Below are 24,242 nucleotides of genomic sequence, written 5' to 3'. Positions count from 1 at the left end.
AGAATGTTTCGGCAAGGGCTAGCGTGCGGGCCAATCAGCGACCAGAGGAAGGCCGTCGATGAAACCCCCGCCGACACCGCGCAAGGCCCTGCTCGCCCTCGTCTGCATGCTCGCCGTCGCCCTCGTCGCGGTACCGGTCGCCGTGCGCCAGTTCGGCGGCGCCGTCACCGGCCGGGCGGGCACCGACCCGCTCGCCGCCGCCGGTGCCGTGCAGTGGTCCGCCGAACCCTCCGCCGAGGCGCTGCTGCGCGCGGGCGCCGACGACGCCCGGGCCGAACAGTTCTACTTCGTCCTGCCGGACCGGTTCGCCAACGGCGACCGGCGCAACGACCGGGGTGGACTGTCCGGCGACCGGCTCAGCACCGGCCTCGACCCCGCCGACAAGGGCTTCTACCACGGCGGTGACCTCAAGGGCGTGATGGACCGGCTCGACTACATCCAGGGGCTGGGAACGACGGCGATCTGGCTCGCCCCGATCTTCAAGAACCGGCCGGTGCAGGCCCGCGGCGACGACGTCTCGGCCGGATACCACGGCTACTGGATCACCGACTTCACCCAGGTCGACCCGCACTTCGGCAGCAACGAGGATCTGAAGCGGCTGGTCCGGCTCGCCCACCAGCGCGGCATCAAGGTGTACCTGGACGTCATCGTCAACCACACCGCGGACGTCATCCGCTACGGCGAGTCCGCGCCCTACCTGGACAAGGCGAGCGCGCCGTACAAGGACGCGCAGGGGCGCGCCTTCGAGGACCGGAACTACGCCGACGGCAGCCGTGACTTCCCACCGGTGAACGCGCAGTCCTTCCCGTACCCGCCGACGTTCGCCAACCCGGCGGACGCGAAGGTCAAGGTGCCGGCGTGGCTGAACGACCCGACCATGTACCACAACCGGGGCGACTCCACCTTCGCCGGTGAGAACAGCGAGTACGGCGACTTCTTCGGCCTGGACGACCTGTGGACCGAGCGTCCCGAGGTGGTCCGCGGGCTCACCGAGGTCTACTCCGACTGGGTGGTGCAGACCGGCGTCGACGGCTTCCGGCTGGACACCGTCAAGCACGCCAACCTGGAGTTCTGGCCGCAGTTCAGCCAGGGCGTCGAGCGGGCTGCCGCCCGCGCCGGCAAGCCGGACTTCTTCATGTTCGGCGAGGTTTACAGCGCCGACCCGGAGATCACCTCGACGTACGTGCGGCGCGGCGGGCTACCGGCCACCCTCGACTTCGCCTTCCAGGGGGCGGCCCGCGGCTACACCGCCGCCGACGGCTCGGCCAAGGCCCTCGCCGACGTGTACGCCCGCGACGACCTCTACAACTCCCGCGACACCGACGCGGGCCGGCTGACCACCTTCCTCGGCAACCACGACATGGGCCGCATCGGCGGGTTCATCGCGGGCGGGGGCACCGACCCGGCCAGCCACCTGCGCCGCGACCGGCTCGCCCACGAGCTGATGTTCCTCACCCGCGGCCAGCCGGTGGTCTACTCCGGCGACGAGCAGGGCTTCACCGGTCCGGGCGGCGACAAGGACGCCCGGCAGGACATGTTCGCCTCGAAGACCCCCGACTACCTCGACGACGACCTGCTCGGCACCGACCGCACCCACGCGGTCGACCAGTACGACCGGACGCATCCGCTCTACCGGGCCATCGCCGAGCTGGGTCGGCTGCGCCAGGCTCACCCGGCGCTGCGCGACGGGGTGCAGGTCACCCGGTACGCCGCCGACGGGCCGGGCGTCTTCGCCTTCTCCCGCATCGACCCGAAGCAACGCACCGAGTACGTGGTCGCGGTGAACAACGCCGGCACCGAGCAGACTGTCACCGTGGACACCTGGTCGGCCGGCGCCACCTTCACCGGCGTCTACGGCGACTCGGCCGCCCCGGTCGCCACCGCCGACGGCAAGCTCACCCTGACCGTGCCGCCGCTGTCGGCCGTGGTGCACCGCGCCGGCACGCCGATCGCGCTGCCCGACGGCAAGCCCTCGATCACCATCACCACCCCCGCCCCGGACCAGCCGGTCGCCACGAAGGCGGCGGTCACCGCCCAGGTCACCGGGGACCCGCTGGCCACCGTCACGGTGGCCGCCCGGGTCGCCGGCGGTCGGTGGACCCTGCTCGGCAGCGCCGACCGGGCCCCGTACACGGTGCACCACGACCTGGCCGGGCTGGCCGGCGGCACGACGATCGAGTACAAGGCGGTGGTACGCGACGGCAAGGGGCGGACCGCCACCGCCCGGTCCACCGCCACCGTGGGCACCCCCGGGCAGGCATCCTCGCGGGACTGGGTGGTGGTGCACTACCAGCGCCCGGCGGGTGACTACGCGGACTGGAGCCTGTACGCCTGGGGCGACATCGACCCCGGGTACGTCACCGAGTGGCCCACCGGGCAGCCGTTCGCCGGCACCGACTCGTACGGCCGGTTCGCCTGGGTGAAGCTCAAGCCGGGGGCGAAGTCGGTGGGCTTCCTGGTGATCGACAAGTTCGGAAACAAGGACGTCGAGCAGGACCGCAGCATCGACGTGACACAGACCGGGCAGGTGTGGGTCAAACAGGGCGACCCAACCGTCCATCCGAGCCGGGAGGCGGCCGCCGGCGAGCCGGACCCGCCCGTCGCCGATGGCACCGCGATCATCCACTACCGCCGGGCCGACGGCAACTACGACGGCTGGGGCCTGCACCTCTGGGACGGCGCGGCCAACCCGACCGACTGGGCCACCCCGATGCCTCCGACCAGCGTCGACTCGTTCGGCGCGGTGTTCCGGGTGCCGCTGGCGGCCGGCGCCACCGGGCTGAGCTACATCGTCCATGCCGGGGACGAGAAGGACCTGCCGGAAGACCAGCGGCTCGACTTCGCCGACGCCGGGCGGGAGGTCTGGCTGCTCGCCGGCGTCCGGGGCCGGCTGCTGCCGTCGACGGCGACCGGCACCGGCCGGGACACCGACATCACCCGGCAGCGGGCGCACTGGATCGACCGCTCCACCGTCGCCTGGCAGACCGGGCCCACCGACGGCAAGGCGTACGCCCTGGTGGCCGCGCCGGCCGGCGGGGTGAGCGTGGTCGACGGCGAGCTGGCCGGGACGTACACCTCGCTGCCGCTGCGGGCGCAGCGCAACGGGCTCACCGAGGCCCAGCGCGCGGCCTTCCCGCACCTGTGGGCCCACCAGAGCTTCACCCTGGACCGGCGGGACCTGGCCAGGGTGCCGGCCGCCCTGCGCGGCCAGCTGCTGGTGACCGAGCGGGACGCCGAGGGCGAGCTGCTCGCCGCCACCGGCGTGCAGATCCCGGGGGTGCTCGACGACGTGTACGCCCGGGCCACCGACGCCCGGCTCGGCGTCACCTTCTCCGGCGGGGTGCCGACGCTGTCGGTCTGGGCGCCCACCGCCCGCACGGTCTCGGCGCAGCTCTTCGACTCGCCCACCGGGCAGCCGACGTCGGTGGCGATGAGCCGGAACGACCGCACCGGCGTCTGGTCGGTGCGCGGGGCGCGCGACTGGGTCGGGAAGTACTACCGCTACCAGGTCGAGGCGTGGCAGCCGGTGGCCCAGCGGGTGGTCACCGCAGCGGTGACCGACCCGTACTCGCTGGCGCTCGCGCCGAACTCCACGCACAGCCAGATCGTCGACCTCGCCGACCCGAAACTCGCCCCGCCGGGCTGGGCGAAGCTGCGCAAGCCGGCGGCGGTGCCGTCGACCAGGGCGCAGATCTCCGAGCTGTCGGTGCGGGACTTCTCCATCGCCGACACCACCGTGCCGGCGGAGCGGCGGGGCACCTACCTGGCGTTCACCGACCCCGGCACGGCCGGGATGAAGCACCTCAGGTCGCTCGGCGAGGCCGGGGTGACCCACCTGCACCTGCTGCCCGCGTTCGACTTCGCCACCATCCCGGAGCGGCGCGCCGACCAGCGGCAGCCGGCCTGTGACCTGGCCGCGCTGCCGCCGGACGCGGACCAGCAGCAGCGATGCGTGGCGGCCGTCGCCGACACCGACGGCTACAACTGGGGGTACGACCCGCTGCACTACACGGTGCCCGAGGGTGGCTACGCGGTCGACCCGACCGGCGCGAAGCGGACCACCGAGTTCCGGCAGATGGTCGCCGGCGTCAACGGCGCCGGCCTGCGGGTGGTGATGGACGTGGTCTACAACCACACCTCGGCCGCCGGCACCGACCCGAAGTCGGTGCTCGACCAGGTGGTGCCCGGCTACTACCACCGGCTGCTCGAGGACGGCACGGTGGCCACCTCGACCTGCTGCGCCAACACCGCGCCGGAGCACGCGATGATGGGCAAGCTGGTGGTGGATTCCCTGGTCACCTGGGCCCGGGCGTACAAGGTGGACGGGTTCCGGTTCGACCTGATGGGGCACCACCCGAAGGCGAACATCCTGGCCGTCCGGAAGGCGCTGGACAGGCTGACCCTGGCCCGCGACGGCGTGGACGGGAAGTCGATCCTGCTCTACGGCGAGGGTTGGAACTTCGGCGAGGTGGCCGACGGCGCCCGCTTCGTGCAGGCCACCCAGGCCAACATGGCCGGCACCGGGATCGGCACCTTCAACGACCGGCTCCGCGACGCGGTACGCGGCGGCGGGCCGTTCGACGCCAACCCGCGCCAGCAGGGCTTCGCCTCGGGCCTCTTCACCGACCCCAACGGCGACCCGGTGAACGGCTCGACGGCCGACCAGCGGGCCCGGCTGCTGCACCAGCACGATCTGATCAAGGTGGGGCTGACCGGCAACCTCGCCGGCTACCGGTTCACCAACTCCGCCGGCGAGCGGGTCACCGGCGCCCAGGTCGACTACAACGGCTCGCCCGCCGGCTACACCGCCGCGCCGGGGGAGGCGGTCACCTACGTCGACGCGCACGACAACGAGATCCTGTACGACGCGCTGGCCTACAAGCTGCCGCAGGACACCTCGGCGGCGGACCGGTCCCGGATGCAGGTGCTCGCGTTGAGCACCGTGGTGATGGGGCAGGGCACCGGCTTCGTCACCACCGGCACCGAGCGGCTGCGCTCGAAGTCGCTGGACCGCAACTCGTACAACTCGGGGGACTGGTTCAACCAGATCCGGTGGGACTGCGCCCAGGGCAACGGGTTCGGCGCCGGCCTGCCGCCCGCCCAGGACAACCAGGAGAAGTGGTCGTACGCCCGGCCGCTGCTGGCCGATCCGGCGCTGGTGCCGGACTGCGCGGCGATCGACACCACCGCCGCCCGGTACGCCGAACTGCTGCGGATCCGGGCCTCCTCGCCGGTGTTCGGGCTGACCACCGCCGAGCAGGTGCAGCGGCGGGTGGCGTTCCCGCTGTCCGGCACCGCGGAGACCCCGGGCGTGCTGACCATGACGCTGGACGGCCGGGGTCTGGATCCGCGGTGGAGGTCGGTGACGGTGGTCTTCAACGCCACCCCGGAGACGGCGACCCAGCGGGTGACCGGGCTGCGCGGCGCGGACGTGGCGCTGCACCCGCTGCTGCGCACCTCGGCGGACGAGGCGGTGCGGACGGCGTCGTTCGACGCCGGCACCGGCACGTTCACCGTGCCGGCCCGCAGCGTGGCGGTCTTCGTGCAGCGCTGACCCCGCCGGCGGCCGCGCGGGCGCACCGCCGCGACGACGAGGACCGGCCCCCTTCCGCTGGCGCGGAAGGGGGCCGGTCCGGGTGACGGCACCCGATCGATCAGCCGAAGCAGTTCTCGATCTTGTCGAAGCTGCCCTTGCAGTTGGTCGGGTCGTTGCCCTTGATCGCGGACTTGTCGTCCACGTTCACCTTGCCGCCGATGCTGAACACGCCGCCCGGCTTGAAGGTGGACCGGTTGTGCGACACCTTGGTGTCGTACAGGTCGACCTTGCCCAGGACGTTGAAGATTCCGCCGCCGGCGATGCCCGCGAAGTTGCCGGAGATCTCGCTGTCCCGGAAGGTCACCGCGGAGGCGAAGACGAACACCCCGCCGCCGAAGAGCCCGGCCTTGTTGTCCTTGATCTCGCTCTTCTCGACGTTGGCGATGGCCTTGAAGGCCAGGACCAGGCCGCCGCCGACACCGAAGGTGTTGTTGTTGCTGATCTTGACTTCCTTCAGGTCGAGGTTGCTGTCCCCGGCCGCCGCGACGCCGCCACCGGCGAGCACCGCGAGGTTGTCGGAGATCTTCGACTTCTTGACGGTGGTGTCGCCCTCGATGTCGAGCAGGCCGCCGCCGAAGCCGAGCACCTCGTTGCTGCTGATGTCGGACTTCTCGACCCAGACCGTGCCGCCCTTGATGTCGTCCCGGTAGATGAAGGCCGCGCCGTTGGCGATACCGCCACCGCCGATGACGGCGGCGTTGTCCTTCACGTTCGACTCCGAGACCTTCAGCACGCCGGCGTTGAAGATGCCGCCGCCGTAGAAGAACGCGGTGTTGTCCGAGACCGAGGTGTGGTGGAGGCTGGTCTTGCCGAAGTTGGCGATGCCGCCGCCGACCCCACCGGCCTGGTTGCGCTCGATGTGGGTCTTCTCGAACTCGGCGCTGCCACCCTCCTGCACCAGGACGCCGGCACCGTCGTGGACGTTGCCGTCCTTGAGGACCGCCATCTCGGCCTTGCCGGCCTGCGCGGCCTTGAGCGCCGCGCCCTTCGGGTTGGCCTGGAGCAGCGGCAGGTACGGCTGGTTGGCCTGGGCGGCCTTGCCGGCCTCGACGGAGTTCGAGTACCGGGACCAGACGGCGTCGGCCGTGTCGCCCTTGCGCTCGTGGTCGATGGTCTTGCCGCCCTTGATCGTCAGGTCCTTGACCTTCAGGTGACCGCCCCGGCCGACGTTGAGGATCCGGAAGTGGTCGGCCGTGGCGTCCCGCACGATCTTGGTGTCGTGACCCTTGAGCGTGATGTGCTCCTTGATCACGGGCAGGCCGTTGCCGTACTTGTCGGAGCGGGTCAGCTTGTAGGTGCAGTCCTTCGCGAGCTCCAGTACGCCGCCGTGGTTGTTGTTGGCGTAGATGATCGCCTGGATCAGCTTGTCGGAGTCGCAGGGCACCTCCTTCCCGCGGTCCTTGTGGTCGCGGTCCTTGTGGTCGCGGTCCTTGTCGGACCGGTCCCACTCCTTGTCCTTGTGGTCGCGGTTCTCCTCGGCGGCACCCCGGTCACCGTCCTTGCTGACCTGGGCGGTGGACCACTTCAGGGCGTCCGCGCCCACTGCGCCGGCACCGGTGGCGATGCCGACCGCGGCGATGCTGACTACGCCGGTCAGGCCGGCGACGCCGCTGGCGAGCCAGAGCTTGCGGCGCCCCTTGGACGCCGCGCCCTGCCCCGAGGCGCTGTTCTTTGCTGGGTAGTTGGACATCGGAGCTCTCTGCCCTCTCTTCGTACCAGACAGGGTCGCGACGCCACAGGCGAGCGTCCCCTGCTACAAATCGGTTGTAGCTCCCAGAAGCACCGTATGAGAATCTTCCTCGCCTCGTGGGTGTATCTGAAATAACCCCGCATTCGGTACGGGTCGGTTCGGGGTGGCCCGGGAGGGTGTGATCGGCGCAGGATCGCCGCTACCAGCCGACTCCGGCTAATTACGCACCGTAGCCGTGCAGGGCGCACTGATCGGCTCAGTCCGGGCTCACCCGGGACGAGCCACACGGACAGGGCCCGCCGGCCGCCGGAGCGGCGCGGGGGCCCTGTCGCCGTGTCGTGTCGACTCCGGGTGGAATCAACCGAAGCAGTTGTCCGGGATGACCGGGCTGCCCTTGCAGTTGGTCGGCCGGTTGTCCTTGACGGCGGACTTGTCGTCGATGACCACGGTGTCCTGGTTGGTGAAGATGCCGCCCGGCTTGTTGGTGGCCAGGTTGTGGGCGACCTTTGTCCTGATCAGCTTGACCTCGCTCAGGTTGCCCGCATTGAAGATGCCGCCGGCCTGCGAGTTCTGGCCGACTGCCTGGTTGGCCACGACCTCGCTGTCCCGCAGCGTGACGCGGCCGTTGTCGTTCTCCAGGCCTCCCCCGTTGCCGCCAGCGATGTTCTCCTTGATCACGCTGTCCTCGATCGTGACATCACTGCCGGCGACCAGCAGGCCACCGCCCCCGCCTGCGGAGGCGTTTCGCGCGACCGCCACGTGCTGCAGCGTCAGCTCGCTACCACCGGTCACGCGCAGGCCACCAGCGCTCGCCGCAGCGGTGTTGTCGGTGATCTGGCTGCGGGTGACCGTGGTGCTGCCTCCTGATGAGGTAGCGAGGCCACCGGCGACGTCGGTCGACCGGTTGTGGCTTACCGTGCTCTTCTCCACCAGGACCGTGCCGCCGTCGTTGGCGATGCCGCCGCCCTCGGACGAGTTGTTGTAGGTGATGCGGGATTTCTCGACCTTGAGCAGCCCTGTGTTGTAGATCCCGCCGCCGGTGGCGAAGGCGGTGTTGTCGCTGACCGTGCTGTGGTCGAGTGTGGTCCTACCGAAGTTGGCGATGCCCCCTCCGTCGCCGCCCGACTGGTTGCGCACGATCTCGCTGTCCTTGATGTCGGCGCTGCCGCCGCGCTGCACGAGGATGCCGGCACCATCGGCAGTGGTGACTGCCGGCTTGGGGACGGCCATGGCGGGCCTGCCGGTCGACGGGGCGGCGACGCCCTGGGCCGGCTCGGTGATCGGGGCCGGGACCATCTTGACCGGTCTGGTCTGACCACCCTTGATGGTCAGGTCCTTGAGGGTGAGGTGTCCGCCGCGGCCGACGTTGAGGATCCGGAATTGTTCGGCGGTGGCCGCCCGCTCGATCTTGGTGTCGTGGCCGGTGAGGACGATCTTCTCCTTGATCACCGGTAGGCCGTTGCCGTGTTCGCTTCGGGTCAGCTCGTAGGTGCAGTTCCTGGCGAGTTCCAGTACGGCGCCGCCGGTCTCGTTGGCGCGTACGATGGCCTGGATCAGCTTGTCGGTGTCGCAGGGCACCTCCTTGGCGCGGTCATCGCGCTTGCGGTCCTTGTCGCGCTTCTTCGTGTCGGCCCGGTCGTCCTCGACCTTGCCGGAGGCGTCCCCGCCGGCGTGGCCGGCATCACTGACGTTCCGCTTCGGCGCCGACGCGAGGGTGTCCGACACCCGTTGCGTGTCGTCGGACTTCTTGTCCCGCGCGGCGACGCCGCCGAGCGCGGCCAGGCCGACCACGCCGCTCAGCCCGGCCACCCCGGCGACCATCCACAGTCTTCGTCGTCCGGCGCCCGGTGCGTCCTCGCGGGGCTCATCATGCGGGTTCGCTATGTCTTCGGACATCAGAGCTTCCGCCCTCTCCTGCTACTAGACAGGGCCGCATCCGCCGAAGCGGGCGCGGCCAGCTGCAAATCGGTTACAAAACCCCGACTTCCACGGTATGGGAGAAATCCTCGTGAGAAGGATGAATCTGAGTAAAGCCCGCGTTTCCCTCAATAGGGCGACGGGCCCCACCAACCGGGCCGGCCGGGGCGGGAAGCGGCAGATCGCGCCCGACGGGGCGAGGAGCGGTCGCTGGACGTGGCAGGCGCAAGGGCTCCTCCGTACCGCCGGAAGGCGGCGCGGAGGAGCCCTTTCTCTATGTGGTGTCGCATTCAGGGGTTCAGCCGAAGCAGTTGTCCGGGATGACCGGGCTGCCCTGGCAGTTCGTGGGCCGGTTGTCCTTGACCGCCGACTTGTCGTCGATATCCACGCGGTCGTTGTTGGTCCAGATGCCGCCCGGCGGTTCGGTGGCCACGTTGTGGGCCACCTTGGTCCGGATCAGCGTGGTCCTGCCGAAATCGTTGACGATGCCACCGCCCACCGAGAACCGACCAGCCGCACGGTTCGCCACCACCTCGGTGTCGCGCAGGGTGGTGCTGCCCAGTTCGTCGGTGTAGACGCCCCCGCCGCCGAACCCCTCGGCGACGTTCTCCTTGATCACACTCTGCTCGATCACCGCGTGGGCGTGCCGGCCGACCCCGACGCCACCAGCTTCGCCCGCGGTGTAGTTGTTGGCCACCAGGACGTGCTCCAGGCTCAGCTTGGTGTCGCGGAATGCGATCACGCCGCCGACGTCCTCGCTGCCGGTGTTGTCGGTGATGCGGCTGTGGCTGATCGTCGTGGTGCCGCCATTGTCGAAGACGCCACCACCGAGGCCGGAGGTCCGGTTGTGGCTGATGGTGCTCTTCCACACCCAGACGGTGCCTCCCGTGGCCGTGAAGCCGTTCGGCGCGGTGCCGTTGGCGATCCCGCCGCCACCCTCGCCGGCGGTGTTGCTGGCCACCTTCGACTCCTCGACCCGCAGGACGCCGGCGTTGAACAGGCCGCCGCCGAACAGCCCGGCGGTGTTGTGCTCGATCGAACTCTTGCGGATGTTCGTGGTGCCGTAGTTGGCGATGCCGCCGCCGTTTCCACCGGCCTGGTTCTGCACGAACACACTGTGCTCGATGTCGGCGTGGCCGCCGCGCTGGACCAAAATGCCGGCCCCGTCGGCGCTGCCGGGCGGCTGGGTGGGCGCGAGGTCAGGCGCGGGTGTCGGGGTGCGGTTGGGCGAAGCCAGCGCCGGTCCGCTGCCGGGTCCAGGGGTCGGTGTGACGGCCACCTGGGGTGCGGCCGTGACCGCCGGTCGGGGCGCGGCCATGGCCGGCGGGGCGGCCGGGGCCGGTGCGACCTGCGCCGAGCCGCCGAACTCCGCCGCCGGCATCGGCGGTGGGACCATCTTCCGGGCTTCGGTCTGCCCGCCCTTGATCGTCACGTCCTTCAGCGTCAGGTGACCGCCCCGGCCCACGTTCAGGATCCGGAACCGGTCGACCGCCGCCGCCCGGACGATCTTCGTGTCGTGGCCCTTGAGGACGATCTTCTCCTTGATCACCGGCAGGCCGTTGCCGTGCTCGCTGCGGGTCAGCTCGTACGTGCAGCCCTTGGCGAGTTCCAGCACGCCGCCGTGGTTCTCGTTGGCGTGGACGACGGCCTGGATCAGCTTGTCGGTGTGGCACGGCACGTCCTTCGCCTTGCCCTTGTCGTCGCGGCGGTTGTCCCGGCCGCTCCAGTTGGCGCCGGACCGGTCGTCCTCGTGCTTGCCGTCCTTGCCCTTGGCGTACTCGCCCTTGCCTTTCTCGTCGCCGGCGTCGTCGGCGCGGCCGGCGTCGCTGACGTTCTGCCGCACGTTGGACTGAGCGTCCGGCCGGTCGGAGTCGCCGGAGGAGTCGTCACGGGCGGCGATGCCACCCAGGGCGGCCAGACCGACGATGCCGGTCAGCCCGGCCACGCCGGCGGCGACCCAGAGTTTCCGCCGCCCCCGGTTCGGCGGGCCGGTGAGGGCCTCGCCGTCAGGAGTCGTCACATGATTGGACATCAGAGTCTTCCGCCCTTTCAGCTATCAGACGGGGCCGCGCCAGTCGAAGACGCGCGACCAGCCACAAAACGGTTGCAGCCTCTGTTAGTCACCGTATGAGAAGGATCCTCGTGACAAGGACTTATCTGAAAAAAGCCCGCATTCATCGCAGGTGACGCCCGGGTCCCCACCGGGGTCCACGCGGGAAGGAAGGCGTGCTGAGCAGCACAAAGGCACCCTTCCGGACCGAATCTCGGTCGGATGCCGCCCGGCGACGGGGTCGGCGCCATCCTCGGCCGGTGCCGGAAACCGGGTGGTGATCCCCGTTCCGGGCCGCTGCCTTCCGAGTGCCGCCGGGACAACCAGCCTCGGACGGCGAACGGCCCGGCCGGGACGTCGTCCCGGCCGGGCCGTGGTGGTGATCGGGCGGGGATCAGCCCGGCAGGCGGGGACCCGCCTCGCGCTGCTGGGCCAGCCAGGTCTCCACCTCGTCCGCCGCGCGCGGCAGCCCGGCGGAGAGGTTGACCGCGCCGGTGGCGGTGACCAGGACGTCGTCCTCGATCCGCACGCCGATGCCGCGCAGCTCCTCGGGAACCAGCTCGTCCTCGGGCTGGAAGTAGAGCCCCGGCTCGACGGTGAGCACGTAGCCCTCGCCCAGCGTGCCGTCCCGGTACATCTCCTTGCGGGCGTTGGCGCAGTCGTGCACGTCGATGCCGAGCATGTGCCCGAAGCCGTGCAGCGTCCAGCGTCGGTAGACCGTCGACTTCTCGTCCATCGCCTCGTCCACGCTGACCGGCAGCAGGCCCAGGTCGGCCAGGCCCTCGGCGAGCACCCGCATGCAGGTCAGGTGCACGTCGCGGAACTTCACCCCCGGCTTGATGAAGTCGATGCCGGCCTGCTGCGAGGCGTGCACGATGTCGTAGACCTGCCGCTGCAACGCGGTGAACCGGCCGTTGACCGGCAGCACCCGGGTCACGTCGGCGGTGTAGAGGTTGCGGTTCTCCACGCCCATGTCCATCAGCAGCAGCTCACCCGGGCGGGTGGCGCCGTTGTTGTGCACCCAGTGCAGGATCGTGGCGTGCTCGCCGCCGCCGACGATCGAGTTGTAGCCGACCTCGTTCCCGTCGTGCCGGGCCCGCAGCGCGAAGACGCCCTCCAGCAGCCGCTCGGAGACGCTCCGGTCCGCCGGCAGCACCCGGGCCACGTCCTCGAACCCCCGGACGGTGGCGTCGACGGCGTCCTGGAGCTGGGCGATCTCCCACTCGTCCTTGACCAGCTTCAGCTCCGAGATGGCGATCGCCAGTTCCCGGTCGCGGGCCGGCTGGCCCTCGGCACGCGGCCCGTCGTACGGGCGCACGGCCGCGTCCACCCGGGCGTCGAAACCGCGCAGCACCCGGGTACGCCCCGGCGCCAGGTCGGCCAGCGTGGCCTCCAGCTCGGTCAGATCGGCGGTCGGCAGGCCCAGCTCGGTCGACTTCTCGGCCAGGGTGTGCCGCCGGCCGACCCACAGCTCGCCGTGCCGGCTGCGGAAGAACTCGTCGGTCTGCCGGGACGACCGGGGCCGCATGTACAGCGTCGCGTCGTGCCCCGAGCCGTTCGGCCGCAGCACGAGCACGCTGTCCGGGTCGTGGTCGCCGGTCAGGTAGGCGAAATCGCTGCCCGGCCGGAACGGGTGGTCGGTGTCGTTGGCGCGTACCTTCTCACCGCCGGTGGGGATGACCAGCGTCTCGCCCGGGAACGCTGCGGAGAGCGCGGCCCGGCGCTTGGCGTAGTTCGGCACCTCCGGTCGTGGGCCGACCGGCAGCACGGTGTCCCGCCAGCCCTGCCGCATGAACGACAGGAACGCCTCGGGAAAGTCCGGGTCGTGCGATTCGGTGCCGTCCGTCGGCTTGCCACCGGTGCGTTCCTCGGTCATGCTCGCTCCCTCCTCGTTGCTGGTCCCGACGGTACCGCGCGGCCGGCGGCGCAGGGAGCCGGCGGTGGCCCACCGGAGCCCGGCTCCCCGGGCCGGCGGCGGGGCGGGTCCGGTACGGGGCGCGTCCCGGGCGGCCCGTTACCCGAGGATGCCGCACGCTCCGCCGGAACGCTGGTGCCGGTCGCCGCCGCCGGCCGGGCCCGGACGAGAGCCAACGGTGCCGCGACGTCCGCTCCGGTCGCGTGAAAAGATGACCCCCATGTGCGGACTCCTGGCCTTCTTCAGCGCGCGCGGTGACGCCGCGGCCCACCGCGACAACATCGCCGGAGCGTTGGAATGCCTGCACCACCGCGGGCCGGACGAGACCGGTGTCGAGGTGGTCGGCGACGCCTCCGGTCGCTACGCGGACGGCGTGTTCGCCCACAAGCGGCTGGCGATCATCGACGTGGCGCTCAGCCACGAGCCGCTGCCCTACGCCGGCGGGCGCTACCTGCTCACCTTCAACGGCGAGATCTACAACTACATCGAGCTGCGCGAGGAGCTGATCCGCGACTACGGCGCCCAGTTCGCCACCAACGGCGACGGCGAGGTGATCGTCGCCGGCTACCACTACTGGGGCGAGCAGGTGCTCACCCGGCTGCGCGGCATGTTCGCCTTCGTCATCTGGGACCGGCAGGAGCGGCGCGCGTTCGGTGCCCGCGACTACTTCGGCATCAAGCCGCTGCACTACCTGGAGACCGCGGACGGGCTCTACCTCGCCTCCGAGAAGAAGGCGCTGCTGCCGTTCGCGCACTCCGCCTACTCCGGCGACGCCGGCATCGACACGGCCAACCTCAGCCACTACCTGACCCTGCAGTACGTCCCCGAGCCGGGCACGCTGCACAAGGGGATCAACCGGATCGGCTCCGGGGAGTACCTGACCTGGACCCCGGGCGGGCGGATCGACGTCCGCCGGTGGTACCGGCCGGTGTTCCGGCCCGCGCCGGTCGACGACGAGCAGAAGCTCTACCACGAGATCCGGGAGACGCTGCGGGAGAGCGTCCGGATGCACATGCGCTCGGACGTGCCGGTCGGCTCGTTCCTGTCCAGCGGCATCGACTCCACCGCTGTGGTGGCGCTGGCCCGCGAGTTCAACCCGAACATCCTCACCTTCACCGTCGGCTACGACGTGCCCGGTTACTCCGAGATCGACGTGGCCCAGGACTCGGCCCGCCACCTCGACGTGACCACCATCCCGACCAAGATCGGGCCGCAGGACATGATGGAGGCGCTGCCGAAGATCGTCTGGCACCTGGACGATCCGGTCGCCGACCCCGCGCTGGTGCCGCTCTACTTCGTGGCGAAGAAGGCCGCCGAGCACGTCACGGTGGTGCTCTCCGGCGAGGGCGCCGACGAGTTCTTCGGCGGCTACACGATCTACCGCGAACCGCTGTCGCTGAGCACCGTCAACGGCCTGCCCGGCGGCGTGCAGAAGGGGCTGCGGGCGGTCTCCAAGGCGATCCCGCAGGGGGTCAAGGGCAAGAGCTTCCTGGAGCGCGGCACCACCCCGATCGAGCAGCGCTACTACGGCAACGCCCGGATGTTCACCGAGGAGGAGAAGCAGCACCTGCTGCGCCGCTACGACCCCTCGGTGCGCTACACCGACGTCACCGCGCCGATCTACGCCGAGTGCACCGAGCTGGACGACGTCACCAAGATGCAGTACGTCGACCTCTACACCTGGCTGCGCGGCGACATCCTGGTCAAGGCCGACCGGATCTCGATGGCCCACTCGCTGGAGGTCCGGGTGCCCTTCCTGGATCGGGAGGTCTTCGACGTGGCGGCGAAGATCCCGGTGGACCTCAAGCTGCCGCCGCGTTCCGACGCCACCAAGTACGCCATGCGCCAGGCGCTGCAGGGCGTGGTGCCGCCGGCCATCGTCAACCGCAAGAAGCTCGGCTTCCCGACCCCGACCCGGGTCTGGCTGCGCGGCGAGATGTACGAGTGGGCCCGGCACGTGCTGGCCACCTCCGGCGCCGGTGAGCTGCTCGACCTGTCGTACGCGCTGCGGCTGCTGGAGGAGCACAAGCGGGAGGAGGCGGACCACTCGCGCAAGGTGTGGACGGTGCTGATCTTCTGCATCTGGCACGCCATCTTCGTCGCCAAGACCCTCGACCCGGGCATCCAGCGCAACCAGTCCGCCCTGCTCACCAAGCCCGTCGTCGGCTCCATGGTCCGCTGACCCTCCCACCCGGCCCGGGCGGCCGGGCAGCCATACGTGGATCAAGAGGTTTGCGTCGCCGGAACGGATCCCGGACGACGCAAACCTCTTGATCACTTCGGGGTGGGAAGGGGGTCAGCGGCCGGTGCAGGTGACCGTTGGCAGGGTGTTGGTGCCGGTGGTGTTGGCCAGGAAGCCGAAGGTCGTGGTGCCCTCGGGGGCGATCGTGCCGTTCCAGGAGACGTTGCTCGCCGTCACCGACGTCCCGGACGTGGTGTGCGACGCGTTCCAGATCTGACTGATCGACTGGCCGCTGGGCCAGGTCCAGGTGGCCGTCCATCCGGACCAGGTCGCATTCGTGTGGTTCATGATCATGATTTCCCCCTGGAACCCGCCCTGCCAGGAGTTGACCACCTTGTAGACCGCCATGCAGTCGCCGGTGGGCGGCGGCGTGGTCGGGTCCGGCGGGGGAGTGGTCGGGTCCGGCGGCGGGGTGGTCGGGTCCGGCGGCGGCGTGCCGCCCGGGCCGACCCCGGTGACCTCACCGTTGCCGCCGTCGAAGGTGACGTCCGAGCAGCCGAAGAAGTTCTCCTGGCTGTCCGAGCGGACCCAGCGCGAGTAGATGATGTGCCGCCCGCTCTTGCCGGTCGGCAGGTTGCCGCTGAAGTAGTAGTGCCCGTCGTTGGTGCCCACCGCGCCGCGCTGCGGCGGGTTGGTCACCGTCAGGAACGGCTGCTCCTCCAGGTCGCTCCAGGCCAGCGGCCGGGTCGGGCTCCAGCTGTCCTTGGTCACGTAGAAGTAGAACGTGCCCGGGTGGTGGGCCCAGTTGCTGTAGCGGAACTCCATCCGTGCCCCGGCGGTCAGGTGGGTCAGCGGCCAGTCCGTACGGGCCAGGTCGTAGCCGCGGAAACCGGTGTTGCCGCCGCTGCACAGCTGCCCGTCCGGGATGAAGCCGACGGTCCGCCCGCCCGCGTCGGAGCGGAGCACGCTGAACCAGTTGTAGAGCGAGTTGGCGCCGCTCTGCGCGACCGCGGCGGAGCAGGCGGGGTTGTTCGGCCGGATCTCACCGGTGGTGGTGAGCCCGTCCTTCCAGCACAGGAACGTCCGGCTGCCCGGGGTCATCGCGGCGCCGTGCGCGGCGGCCGGATCGGGGCCGCTGACCAGCGCGACGGCCCCCACGAGGAGGGTCGCGGCCGCGGTGAGCAACGCGGCCGTACGGGAACGGTGGGACATGGGTTCTCCTGACTCGCGGGGCGTGCCGCCCGAGCCGCCCCGCCGGAAGCGCGTGGGGTTGGCGGACCCACGGCGACGAGCGGATACGACGATCGCGGCGACGGCCCCGGCGGGACGTGCGCCGTCGACGGCCCGCCGTGCGGGCCGGCGCCCTCGCGAGAAGAACCCGGCAGCCGTCGGCGCGCAGCCCCCGCGCCGCCCGGCATGCGTCATCCCACCACGCCCCGGAGCCGAACGCAATAGCCGTCTCTCGATGTGTCAGGCGACCGGCGTGACCGCCAACCACGGAGACCGCGCTGGCCCGGCACCTCGATGCCGCGCGCGAACGGCCGCCGGGACCGGGGTCCGGCGGCCGTTGGCGGCGCTGGGGGCGGTGACCGGCGCGACCGGTCAGCCCGCCGTGGCGGGGGCGTACCGCTCGACCAGGTGCTCCCGGCCGGTCGGCGGCTCGTAGGGCTCCGGCCAGAACTCGGTGATGCCGGCGATCCGGCCGGCGTCGTCCAGGTCGAAGAAGCTCACCGCGGGCTGGTCGGCGCCGTCGACCGTGCAGGTGATCCAGCTGGCCGCCCGCGGGCCGGCGCCGGTCACCCGGGTCACCGCGACGTGCCAGTCGCCCGGGTATTCCTGGTTGAACCGGAGGAAGGCGGACCGGCCACGGATCCGTTCCCGGGTCTGCGGCAGGTGGTAGATCACCTCGTCGGCGAGCAGCGCCGCGACCCGCGGCCAGTCCCGCGCCTCGCACGCGTCCCAGTACGCCAATACCGTGTCTTCTGCGGTCGTCATGCCGCGCACTGTGTCAGCCTGGTGCGACAAGATCTTCCAGGCGCGACGGGTGCGGGTCGGTTTCCCGGCGACCGGCGACGACGAAGGGATCCTGATGGGATACGCGGTGGTGCTCGGCGAGGCACTGGTCGACCTGCTCGACGCCGAGTGCGACGGGGAGCCGGTCTACCGGCAGGCGATCGGCGGCGGCCCGCTGAACGTCGCGGTCGGCGTGGCCCGGCTCGGCGGCGAGGTGCAGTTCGTCGGGTCGCTCGGCGACGACGTGCTGGCCGGCCGGATCCGCGCCCTCCTCGGCGAGGCCGGGGTGGGGCTGGCCGGCGCGGTCACCGTGCCCGCCCCGACCGCGCTGGCGGTGGCCACCTTCGCCGGGCCGGAACCGGACTTCCGCTTCTACGGCGAGCCACCCTCGTACGGGCTGCTCACCGCCGACGACCTGGACGCGGACCTGGTCGCCGGGGCCGGCGTGCTCTACTGCGGCTCGATCGTGCTGCTCCAGCCGCCGGTGCTGGCCGCCGCGCGGCGGGCCTGGTCGCTCGCCACCGGACTGCGGGTCTTCGACCCGAACGTGCGACCCCGGCTGCTGGACGGTCCGGCCGCGCTGGCCGGGCTGCGCGAGGTGGTGGCCGAGTTCGCCGCCGGCGCCCACCTGGTCAAGCTCAGCACCGCCGACGCCGCGCTGCTCTATCCCGGCGAGCCGGTCGAGGGGGTGGCAGCCTACCTGCGGGAACTGGGCGCGGCGACCGCCGTGGTCACGCTCGGCGCGGCCGGCGCGGTGGTCGCCGCCGCCGGCGCCGATCCGGTACGCGTGCCCGCGCCCAAGGTGCGCGCGGTGGACGCCACCGGCGCCGGCGACTCGGTGATGGCGGCGCTCGTCGCCGACCTGCTGGTCGACGGGGAGCCGGTCGAGCCGGCCGGCTGGCCCGAGCGGGTGGCGTTCGCGCTGCGGGTGGCCGGGCTGGTCTGCGAGTCGGCGGGCGGGGCCACCGCGATGCCGACCCGCGCCGAGGTGGTACGCCGCTTCGCGGGCTGACCGGCCTGGTGGCGGGTCAGCTGGTGCCGTCGAGTTCGGCGTAGCCGCGGCGGGCGGCGGCCAGCGCCGGGCGGGCGCCGAAGGGGGCCTCGGCGGCCACCCGCTCGGGCGGCGCGCCGCCGGTGTGCCCGGCCCGGATCAGCCAGGCCAGTTCGACCAGCTGGGCGTGTTGGGCGCGGACGAACTCGGCGTCGACCGGTTCGCCGTGCCCGGGGACCACCACGGTCGCCGGGGTGGTCAGCCGGAGCAGTTCGGCGACCGCGTCCGGCCACTGCAACGGGTACGACTCCTCGAACGCCGGCGGGCCGCTCTGCTCGACCAGGTCGCCGGCGACCAGCACGTCGGCGTCGGGCAGGTGCACCAGCAGGTCGGCGGCGGTGTGGCCGCGACCTGGATGGCGCAGCAGCACCTCCCGCCCGCCCACGTCGAGGGTGGCCTCGGTGTGCACGGTGTGCGTCGGCGCGAGCAGTACCGCGTCGACCAGCTCCTCGGCGAGCGCCGGGTGCTCGTCGCGGATCTCCTCGTACGCCTCCCGGCGCAACCGGTCCGGTTGCTCGCGCAGCGCCTCGACGGCCAGCGTGTGCGCGTACACCGGGCGCGGTGGGTCGGCGGCGAGCGTGGCGTTGCCGAAGCAGTGGTCGAAGTGGTGGTGGGTGTTCACCACCGTCCACGGGTGCGGGGTGACCGCCCGGGCCGCGGCGGCCAGCTCGGCGGCCTGCCCGGCGGTGGAGAGCGTGTCCACCAGCAGGGCGGCACCGTCGCCGACGACCAGCGTGACGTTCACCCGCAGCAGCGGCTCGCGGTAGACGTGCACCCCGTCGGCGATCTCGACGAACCGGCCGGTCATGACGCCCGGGACGCGCGTTCCACGAAGCGCTGCCGGTCGACCAGCACCCGCTCCACCCGACCCTCGGCCACCGGCTCGCCGCCGTCGGTGACGCTGACCTCGAACAGCAGCCGGCGACCGTCGACGGTGGCCAGTCGGGCCTGGGCCACCACCGTCCGGCCGACCGGCGTGGCGGCCAGGTGCTCCAGCTCGACCCGCACTCCGACGGTGGTCGACCCGGGCTGGATCCGGGTCGCCGTGGCGGCCACCGTGGCCGCCTCGGCCAGCGCGAGCACCCGGGGCGTGCCGAGCACCGGCACGTCGCCGGAGCCGAGCGCCTGGGCGGTGTCGGCGTCGGTGACGGTCAACTCCACCCGGGCGGTCAGCCCCGGCGCGAAGGCGTGCTCCAGCTGTTCCTGCATGGACCGAGCCTAGACGAGCGGGCGCCTGCGCGTCCGTCTCCCGGGCCGGGCCGGCCGGCTAGGCGCCGACCACGCAGAACTGGTTGCCGTCCGGGTCGGCCAGCACGGTCCAGCCGTCGAACGCGCCGACCTCGGCGGCGCCGAGCCCGCGGATCCGGGCCACCTCGGCGGCCGGGTCGGCGGTGAAGAGGTCCAGGTGCAGCCGGTTCTTGCCGGCCGCCGGCTCGGGGACCAGCTGGACCGACAGGCCGACCCCGGCCTTGGTCGGGTCCTCCAGGTAGTTGCCGCCCGCGTCGGAGGAGGCGAGCTGGTAGCCGGTCACCGCCTGCCAGAACGCGGTGGCGCGGGGCAGGTCGTTCGTGTCGATGCCGACGTTGCCGATGCGGATGCTCACGGTTGGGTCCCTTCTTCTAACCAACGTAGGCGGTACGCTAGTTAGCGTAACCAGCTACGGTCAATAGCCGGTTAGGATGTCTCCATGGCACCCGACGCCGTCCCCGGCGCCCCGCCGGACAGCGACGCGGCGCCCGCCCCGCTCGACCGGATCGAGGCGTTCGTCAACACCCGCCACGAGGACGGGGACGATCTCGACACACCGGCCCGGCTCGTCGACTGGCTGCACGCCCGCGGCCTGGTGCCGGCCGGCAGCACCGCCACCGGGGCGCAGCTCCACCGGGCCCGCGCGGTCCGCGAGGGGATCCGGGCGCTGATCGCCGCGAACAACACCGAGCCGGTGCCGAGCCCCCGACCCGACGGCCTCGACCCGGCCGCCCGGACCGGGCTGGCCGCGCTGGCCCGCGACCTGCCGCTGGTGCTCGACGTCACCCTCGACCCGCCCCGGCTCGTGCCCGCGGCCCGGGCGCCCGTCGACGCCGCGCTGGCCGGGCTGCTCGCCGTGGTCGCCGAGGCGGTGGCGCTGGGCACCTGGAGCCGGCTCAAGGCGTGCCGGGAACCGAGCTGCCGGTGGGCCTACTACGACCACTCGCGCAACCGGCGGCGCACCTGGTGCTCGATGGAGATCTGCGGCAACCGGGCCAAGGCGCGCGCCGCCCACCAGCGCCGCACCGCCCCGCGACGCTGAACCCGCCCCGGGGCGGTCCGCGTCGGTCGATGCCGGACCCGCCGTTAACCTTGACCGCGATGGCCGTCGTTACTGACCCCCAGCCCCCCGCCCCGACCGACCCGCCCGCGTCGCCCGACGGCGGGCGTCGCCGCGTGGTCGCGATGACCGCGTGGGGGGTGGCCTTCGTCGCCGGCTGGCTCGCCATCGGGCTGCCCACCGACCCGGCCTACGCGTTCCTCTGGATCTGGGCGGCCACCATCGCCTGGAACTCCACCCGGCCGTGGCGCAGCCACCTGCGCTTCGTCCGGGACTGGGTGCCGGTGGTGCTGCTGCTCGCGGTCTACAACCTCTCCCGCGGGTTCGCCGACAACGGCGCGACCCCGCACGCGTACGAGCTGATCGTCGCCGACCGGTTCATGTTCGGCTGGGCCACCGGGGGTGAGGTGCCCACGGTCTGGCTCCAGGACCACCTCTACCGGCCCGCGGTGCAGTGGTGGGACGTGGCGGCCAGCTGGGTCTACTTCTCGCACTTCGTGGTGGCGCTGGCTGCCGCGGCGGTGCTCTGGCTGCGCGACCGGGGGCGGTGGGCGGCGTTCATGCGGCGCTGGGGCTTCCTCTGCGCCACCGGCCTGGTCACCTACTTCCTCTACCCAGCTGCCCCGCCCTGGTGGGCGGCGCAGAACGGTCTGCTGGAGGAGGTGGCCCGGATCTCCACCCGGGGCTGGAAGGCGTTCGGCATGCACGGCGCCGGCAACCTGCTCAACGCCGGCCAGATCGCCTCGAACCCGGTCGCCGCGATGCCGTCGCTGCACACCGCGTTCGCGCTCTTCGTGGTGCTGTTCTTCCTGCGGCAGACCCGGCGACGCTGGTGGCCGCTGCTGCTGGCCTACCCGCTGGCGATGACCTTCACGCTGGTCTACTGCGGCGAGCACTACGTCATCGACGTGCTGGTCGGCTGGGCGTACGTCGGGATGACCTTCCTGGTGGTCGGCCTGGCCGAGCGCTGGTGGGCGGCCCGGAAGGCGCGCCGCGCCGCGCCGGAGCGCGACGCCGGGCCGAGCGACCCGCCGGCCCCCGCCGAGCCGCCGGCGGTGCCCGCGATCCGCTGACCGCCGGCCCCGGCCGGCGTCGGTGGCCGTCGTCGGCGCCGGACCGCTCAGTTGGCGCGGCGGGCGGCGTGTGCGCGGGCCGTCAGCTCGGCCGCCAGCGCCCACGCCTCGGCCAGGTCGCGGTCCCGGCCGGCGGCCCCCGCGCCGCCAGCGGTGTCGGCGTGTACGGTGGCCAGCCGCAACCGCCGCTGAAGCGGCCCCTGCACCACCCGTACGCTCTGGATCCGGGCGTACGGCACGATCGCCACCTGCCGGGTGAGCAGGCCCGAGCGGACCGCGAAGACCCGCTCGTGCAGGCCGGCGCCGAGCACGCCCCGGCTGAGCGGGTTGAGCCAGCGGGCCCGGGCCGGCGGCGGGCTCAGCGGCAGGGCGCCGATGCTCACCCCGGGCAGCACCTCGGCGACGATCGCCTCGCCGGTCGGCAGGTCACCGACCGGGAGCAGCCGGTCCGGCCGGTTGCGCTCGTCGGCCTCCCCGGCGGAGTAGCCGGCCACCTCCAGCCGCAGCCGCAGCCAGCCCTTGACCCGCCACAGCAGCGGCCAGGTCACCCCGACCGTCTGCACCCGGTGCAGCGGCACCGTCTGGGCGCGGGTCTCCAGCAGGCCGTTGCGCACCCGCAGCGTGCCCGCGTCCCGGGCCAGCCGGAAGTTCCAGTCGTCGAGCACCCGGCGGACCGGTTGCAGCAGCACGCCGGCCATCGCGGTGAGCGTGCTGGCCACCGCGATGAACGACCAGGACCCCTCGGAGAGGAACTGCACCGCCACGAAGGCCACGCCGAACGGCAGGAAGAACGCCTGCGGGGTGAGCAACTGGCTGACCAGCAGGTCCTCGTTGCGCACCGCGTGCAGTGGCCGGCCGGGCGGGACGGCCGCGTCCGGGACGGGGGCCACCGCCGCCGGGGTCGTCGCGCCCGGGGCCGGCGCCGCCGTCCCGGGGGTGACCCGGCCGGCCAGGGCCAGCAGCCGCTCGCGCAGCGCGGCGGCGTCGGCCACGCTCAGATACGCCAGCGGAGCCTCGGTCTTGCCCCCGCCGACCACCTCCAGCCGCAGCTCGGCCAGGCCGGTGAGCTGGGCGAGCAGCGGGCGGACCACCTCGACGGCCTGGAGTCGCTCCAGCGGGATGGCCCGGGTCCGCCGCCAGAGCAGCCCCTCGTACACCCGCAGCTCGCGGCCGACCACGTGGTAGCCGGTGTTGTACCAGCTCACCACGGACAGCACGGTGGCGCCCAGGGCGATCACCACCACCATCGCGGCGAACCAGCCGAAGCCCACCCGGGACAGCGTCGACCAGGACAGCCCGGCGATCACCACCACCAGCGACTTGGCGCCGTGCAGCGCCGGGCTCAGCGGGTGCAGCCGTTGCCGCGGCTCCACCGCGCCCGGCGGCGGCGCCCCGCCCGGAGGAAACGCGCCGGGTGGCGGGAGCGCGCCGGGCGGCGGCATCCCGCCCGGGGATGGGAACGCGCCGGGTGGCGGGACGTCCGCCGGCGGGGTCGCGGGACGGGTGCCGGGCGGCGGCGGCCCGGGTGGGACAGGGTCGGCGCCGTACCGTGGCCGGGCCGGGCCGGGCTGGTCCGGGCCGCTCCCGACCGGGTCGTTCACAGGCCCTCCGCCCGGTCCTCGCCGAGCGCGGTGAGCCGGTCGCGCAGCCGCGACGCCTCGGCCGGACGCAGCCCCGGCACCCGGGCGTCGCTCGCCGCCGCGGCGGTGTGCAGCTGCACCGTGGCCAGGTCGAACGCCCGCTCCAGTGGACCGGCGCTGACGTCGACGAACTGCATCCGCGAGTACGGCACGATCGACAGCCGCCGGACCAGCAGCCCGTGCCGGACCAGCAGGTCGTCCTCCCGCTCGGCGTAACCCCAGGCCCGTACCGCCCGGACGATGGCCACCACGCGCAGCGCGGTGAGCAGCAGCACCGCGCCGAGCGCCGCGCCGAACAGCCAGTGGCCGCTGAGTGCCCAGCCGATGCCGAGCCCGAGCAGGACCACCCCGACGACGGTGGCCAACCGGAGCAGCTCCACCCAGATCAGGTCCGTCGAGATGGGCTGCCAGCGGACGGTGGCCGGCCAGGGTTCCAGGGGGCCGGCCGCCGGGCCGGGCGGTGCGGTCGGGCCGCCCGGTGCTGCGGCCGGCGCCGGGCCGTTCGGCTCGTCACCGCTCACCGTGGACATCCGTCGTGCGCGCTCACACGTCGAGCGTAGGCGATCCGGACACCGGTACGACCTCCCGCAGGAAGCCCCGGGCGTCGAGAAAATCGCCGAGGGTGGCCCGGTGCTCGGCACAGGCCAGCCAGGTCTTGCGCCGCTCGGCGTCGTGCAGTCGGGGATTGCGCCACCGCAGGGCCCACCGCGCCGGGGCCCGGCACCCGCGCGCCGAGCAGATCAGCGCCGGGTCGGTGGCGGACGGGGAGGGGGTGCTCATCCCGGCCAGTCTAGGCGGGACGAAAGA

At 72.4% G+C, this 24,242-nt stretch carries 17 protein-coding genes; 5 read left to right on the top strand and 12 right to left on the bottom strand.

Features of this window, described 5'->3' with window-relative positions; translation table 11 throughout:
* Positions 1-58: 58 nt before the first annotated feature.
* Positions 59-5,554, top strand: coding sequence for a pullulanase-type alpha-1,6-glucosidase (gene pulA, locus FHX32_RS21205; protein WP_167185746.1), 5,496 nt, complete (start codon positions 59-61; stop codon positions 5,552-5,554).
* Positions 5,555-5,654: 100 nt separating this feature from the next.
* On the opposite strand, the gene FHX32_RS21200 is transcribed toward pulA, so the two are convergent.
* From FHX32_RS21200 to FHX32_RS21185, 4 genes are all read right to left on the bottom strand, one after another.
* The gene (locus FHX32_RS21200; protein ID WP_167185743.1) at positions 5,655-7,286 is read right to left on the bottom strand and encodes a right-handed parallel beta-helix repeat-containing protein; all 1,632 of its coding nucleotides are present in this window, start codon (positions 7,284-7,286) and stop codon (positions 5,655-5,657) included.
* Positions 7,287-7,643: 357 nt separating this feature from the next.
* Positions 7,644-9,182: a right-handed parallel beta-helix repeat-containing protein gene (locus FHX32_RS21195; RefSeq protein ID WP_167185740.1), complete on the bottom strand. Its 1,539-nt coding sequence runs from the start codon at positions 9,180-9,182 to the stop codon at positions 7,644-7,646.
* A 319-nt stretch (positions 9,183-9,501) separates the two neighbouring features.
* Positions 9,502-11,235: a right-handed parallel beta-helix repeat-containing protein gene (locus FHX32_RS21190; protein WP_167185737.1), complete on the bottom strand. Its 1,734-nt coding sequence runs from the start codon at positions 11,233-11,235 to the stop codon at positions 9,502-9,504.
* A 412-nt stretch (positions 11,236-11,647) separates the two neighbouring features.
* A complete protein-coding gene (locus FHX32_RS21185) occupies positions 11,648-13,129 on the bottom strand; it encodes an aminopeptidase P family protein (protein WP_167185734.1) in 1,482 nt (493 codons plus the stop codon).
* Between the two features lie 259 nt (positions 13,130-13,388).
* Here FHX32_RS21185 and asnB point away from each other — a divergent pair, with 259 nt between their 5' ends.
* Positions 13,389-15,350, top strand: a complete 1,962-nt coding sequence (gene asnB, locus FHX32_RS21180) for an asparagine synthase (glutamine-hydrolyzing) (protein ID WP_167185731.1) — start codon at positions 13,389-13,391, stop codon at positions 15,348-15,350.
* 114 nt (positions 15,351-15,464) lie between these two features.
* Here asnB and FHX32_RS21175 read toward each other — a convergent pair whose 3' ends face one another.
* Entirely contained in the window at positions 15,465-16,562 is a 1,098-nt protein-coding gene (locus tag FHX32_RS21175; RefSeq protein WP_167185728.1) for a lytic polysaccharide monooxygenase, read from the bottom strand.
* 390 nt (positions 16,563-16,952) lie between these two features.
* Positions 16,953-17,345, bottom strand: coding sequence for a nuclear transport factor 2 family protein (locus tag FHX32_RS21170; RefSeq protein ID WP_167185725.1), 393 nt, complete (start codon positions 17,343-17,345; stop codon positions 16,953-16,955).
* A 94-nt stretch (positions 17,346-17,439) separates the two neighbouring features.
* Between FHX32_RS21170 and FHX32_RS21165 the strand changes: the two genes are divergently transcribed.
* Entirely contained in the window at positions 17,440-18,375 is a 936-nt protein-coding gene (locus FHX32_RS21165; RefSeq protein ID WP_167186367.1) for a PfkB family carbohydrate kinase, read from the top strand.
* 16 nt (positions 18,376-18,391) lie between these two features.
* On the opposite strand, the gene FHX32_RS21160 is transcribed toward FHX32_RS21165, so the two are convergent.
* The 3 genes from FHX32_RS21160 to FHX32_RS21150 are packed head-to-tail and all read right to left on the bottom strand — an operon-like array spanning position 18,392 to position 20,017.
* Positions 18,392-19,222 carry an MBL fold metallo-hydrolase gene (locus FHX32_RS21160; protein WP_167185721.1) on the bottom strand — a complete coding sequence of 277 codons (831 nt, stop codon included), beginning with the start codon at positions 19,220-19,222 and terminating at the stop codon, positions 18,392-18,394.
* Positions 19,219-19,623 carry a thioesterase, FlK family gene (locus FHX32_RS21155; RefSeq protein WP_167185718.1) on the bottom strand — a complete coding sequence of 135 codons (405 nt, stop codon included), beginning with the start codon at positions 19,621-19,623 and terminating at the stop codon, positions 19,219-19,221. The genes FHX32_RS21160 and FHX32_RS21155 overlap by 4 nt, the downstream gene beginning before the upstream one ends.
* Positions 19,624-19,681: 58 nt before the next feature.
* Positions 19,682-20,017 carry a VOC family protein gene (locus tag FHX32_RS21150; protein ID WP_167185715.1) on the bottom strand — a complete coding sequence of 112 codons (336 nt, stop codon included), beginning with the start codon at positions 20,015-20,017 and terminating at the stop codon, positions 19,682-19,684.
* An 84-nt stretch (positions 20,018-20,101) separates the two neighbouring features.
* Between FHX32_RS21150 and FHX32_RS35285 the strand changes: the two genes are divergently transcribed.
* Together FHX32_RS35285 and FHX32_RS21140 are read left to right on the top strand one after the other, a co-directional pair.
* Positions 20,102-20,704, top strand: coding sequence for a CGNR zinc finger domain-containing protein (locus FHX32_RS35285; protein WP_167185712.1), 603 nt, complete (start codon positions 20,102-20,104; stop codon positions 20,702-20,704).
* A 59-nt stretch (positions 20,705-20,763) separates the two neighbouring features.
* On the top strand, positions 20,764-21,795 hold the full coding sequence (locus tag FHX32_RS21140; protein WP_167185709.1) for a phosphatase PAP2 family protein: 1,032 nt from the start codon (positions 20,764-20,766) through the stop codon (positions 21,793-21,795).
* A 47-nt stretch (positions 21,796-21,842) separates the two neighbouring features.
* Here FHX32_RS21140 and FHX32_RS21135 read toward each other — a convergent pair whose 3' ends face one another.
* The 3 genes from FHX32_RS21135 to FHX32_RS21125 form a co-directional block, all read right to left on the bottom strand.
* Positions 21,843-23,237: a PH domain-containing protein gene (locus FHX32_RS21135; RefSeq protein WP_167186364.1), complete on the bottom strand. Its 1,395-nt coding sequence runs from the start codon at positions 23,235-23,237 to the stop codon at positions 21,843-21,845.
* A 155-nt stretch (positions 23,238-23,392) separates the two neighbouring features.
* Complete coding sequence (locus FHX32_RS21130; protein ID WP_208418917.1) at positions 23,393-23,965, bottom strand: PH domain-containing protein; 573 nt, start codon at positions 23,963-23,965, stop codon at positions 23,393-23,395.
* Between the two features lie 13 nt (positions 23,966-23,978).
* Positions 23,979-24,215, bottom strand: coding sequence for a hypothetical protein (locus tag FHX32_RS21125; protein ID WP_167185703.1), 237 nt, complete (start codon positions 24,213-24,215; stop codon positions 23,979-23,981).
* Positions 24,216-24,242: the final 27 nt, after the last annotated feature.

The sequence above is a fragment of the Micromonospora sp. CNZ280 genome (assembly GCF_011759515.1).
Note: the sequence above shows the minus strand (reverse complement) of the source record. Positions and strands in the feature narration are given on the sequence as shown.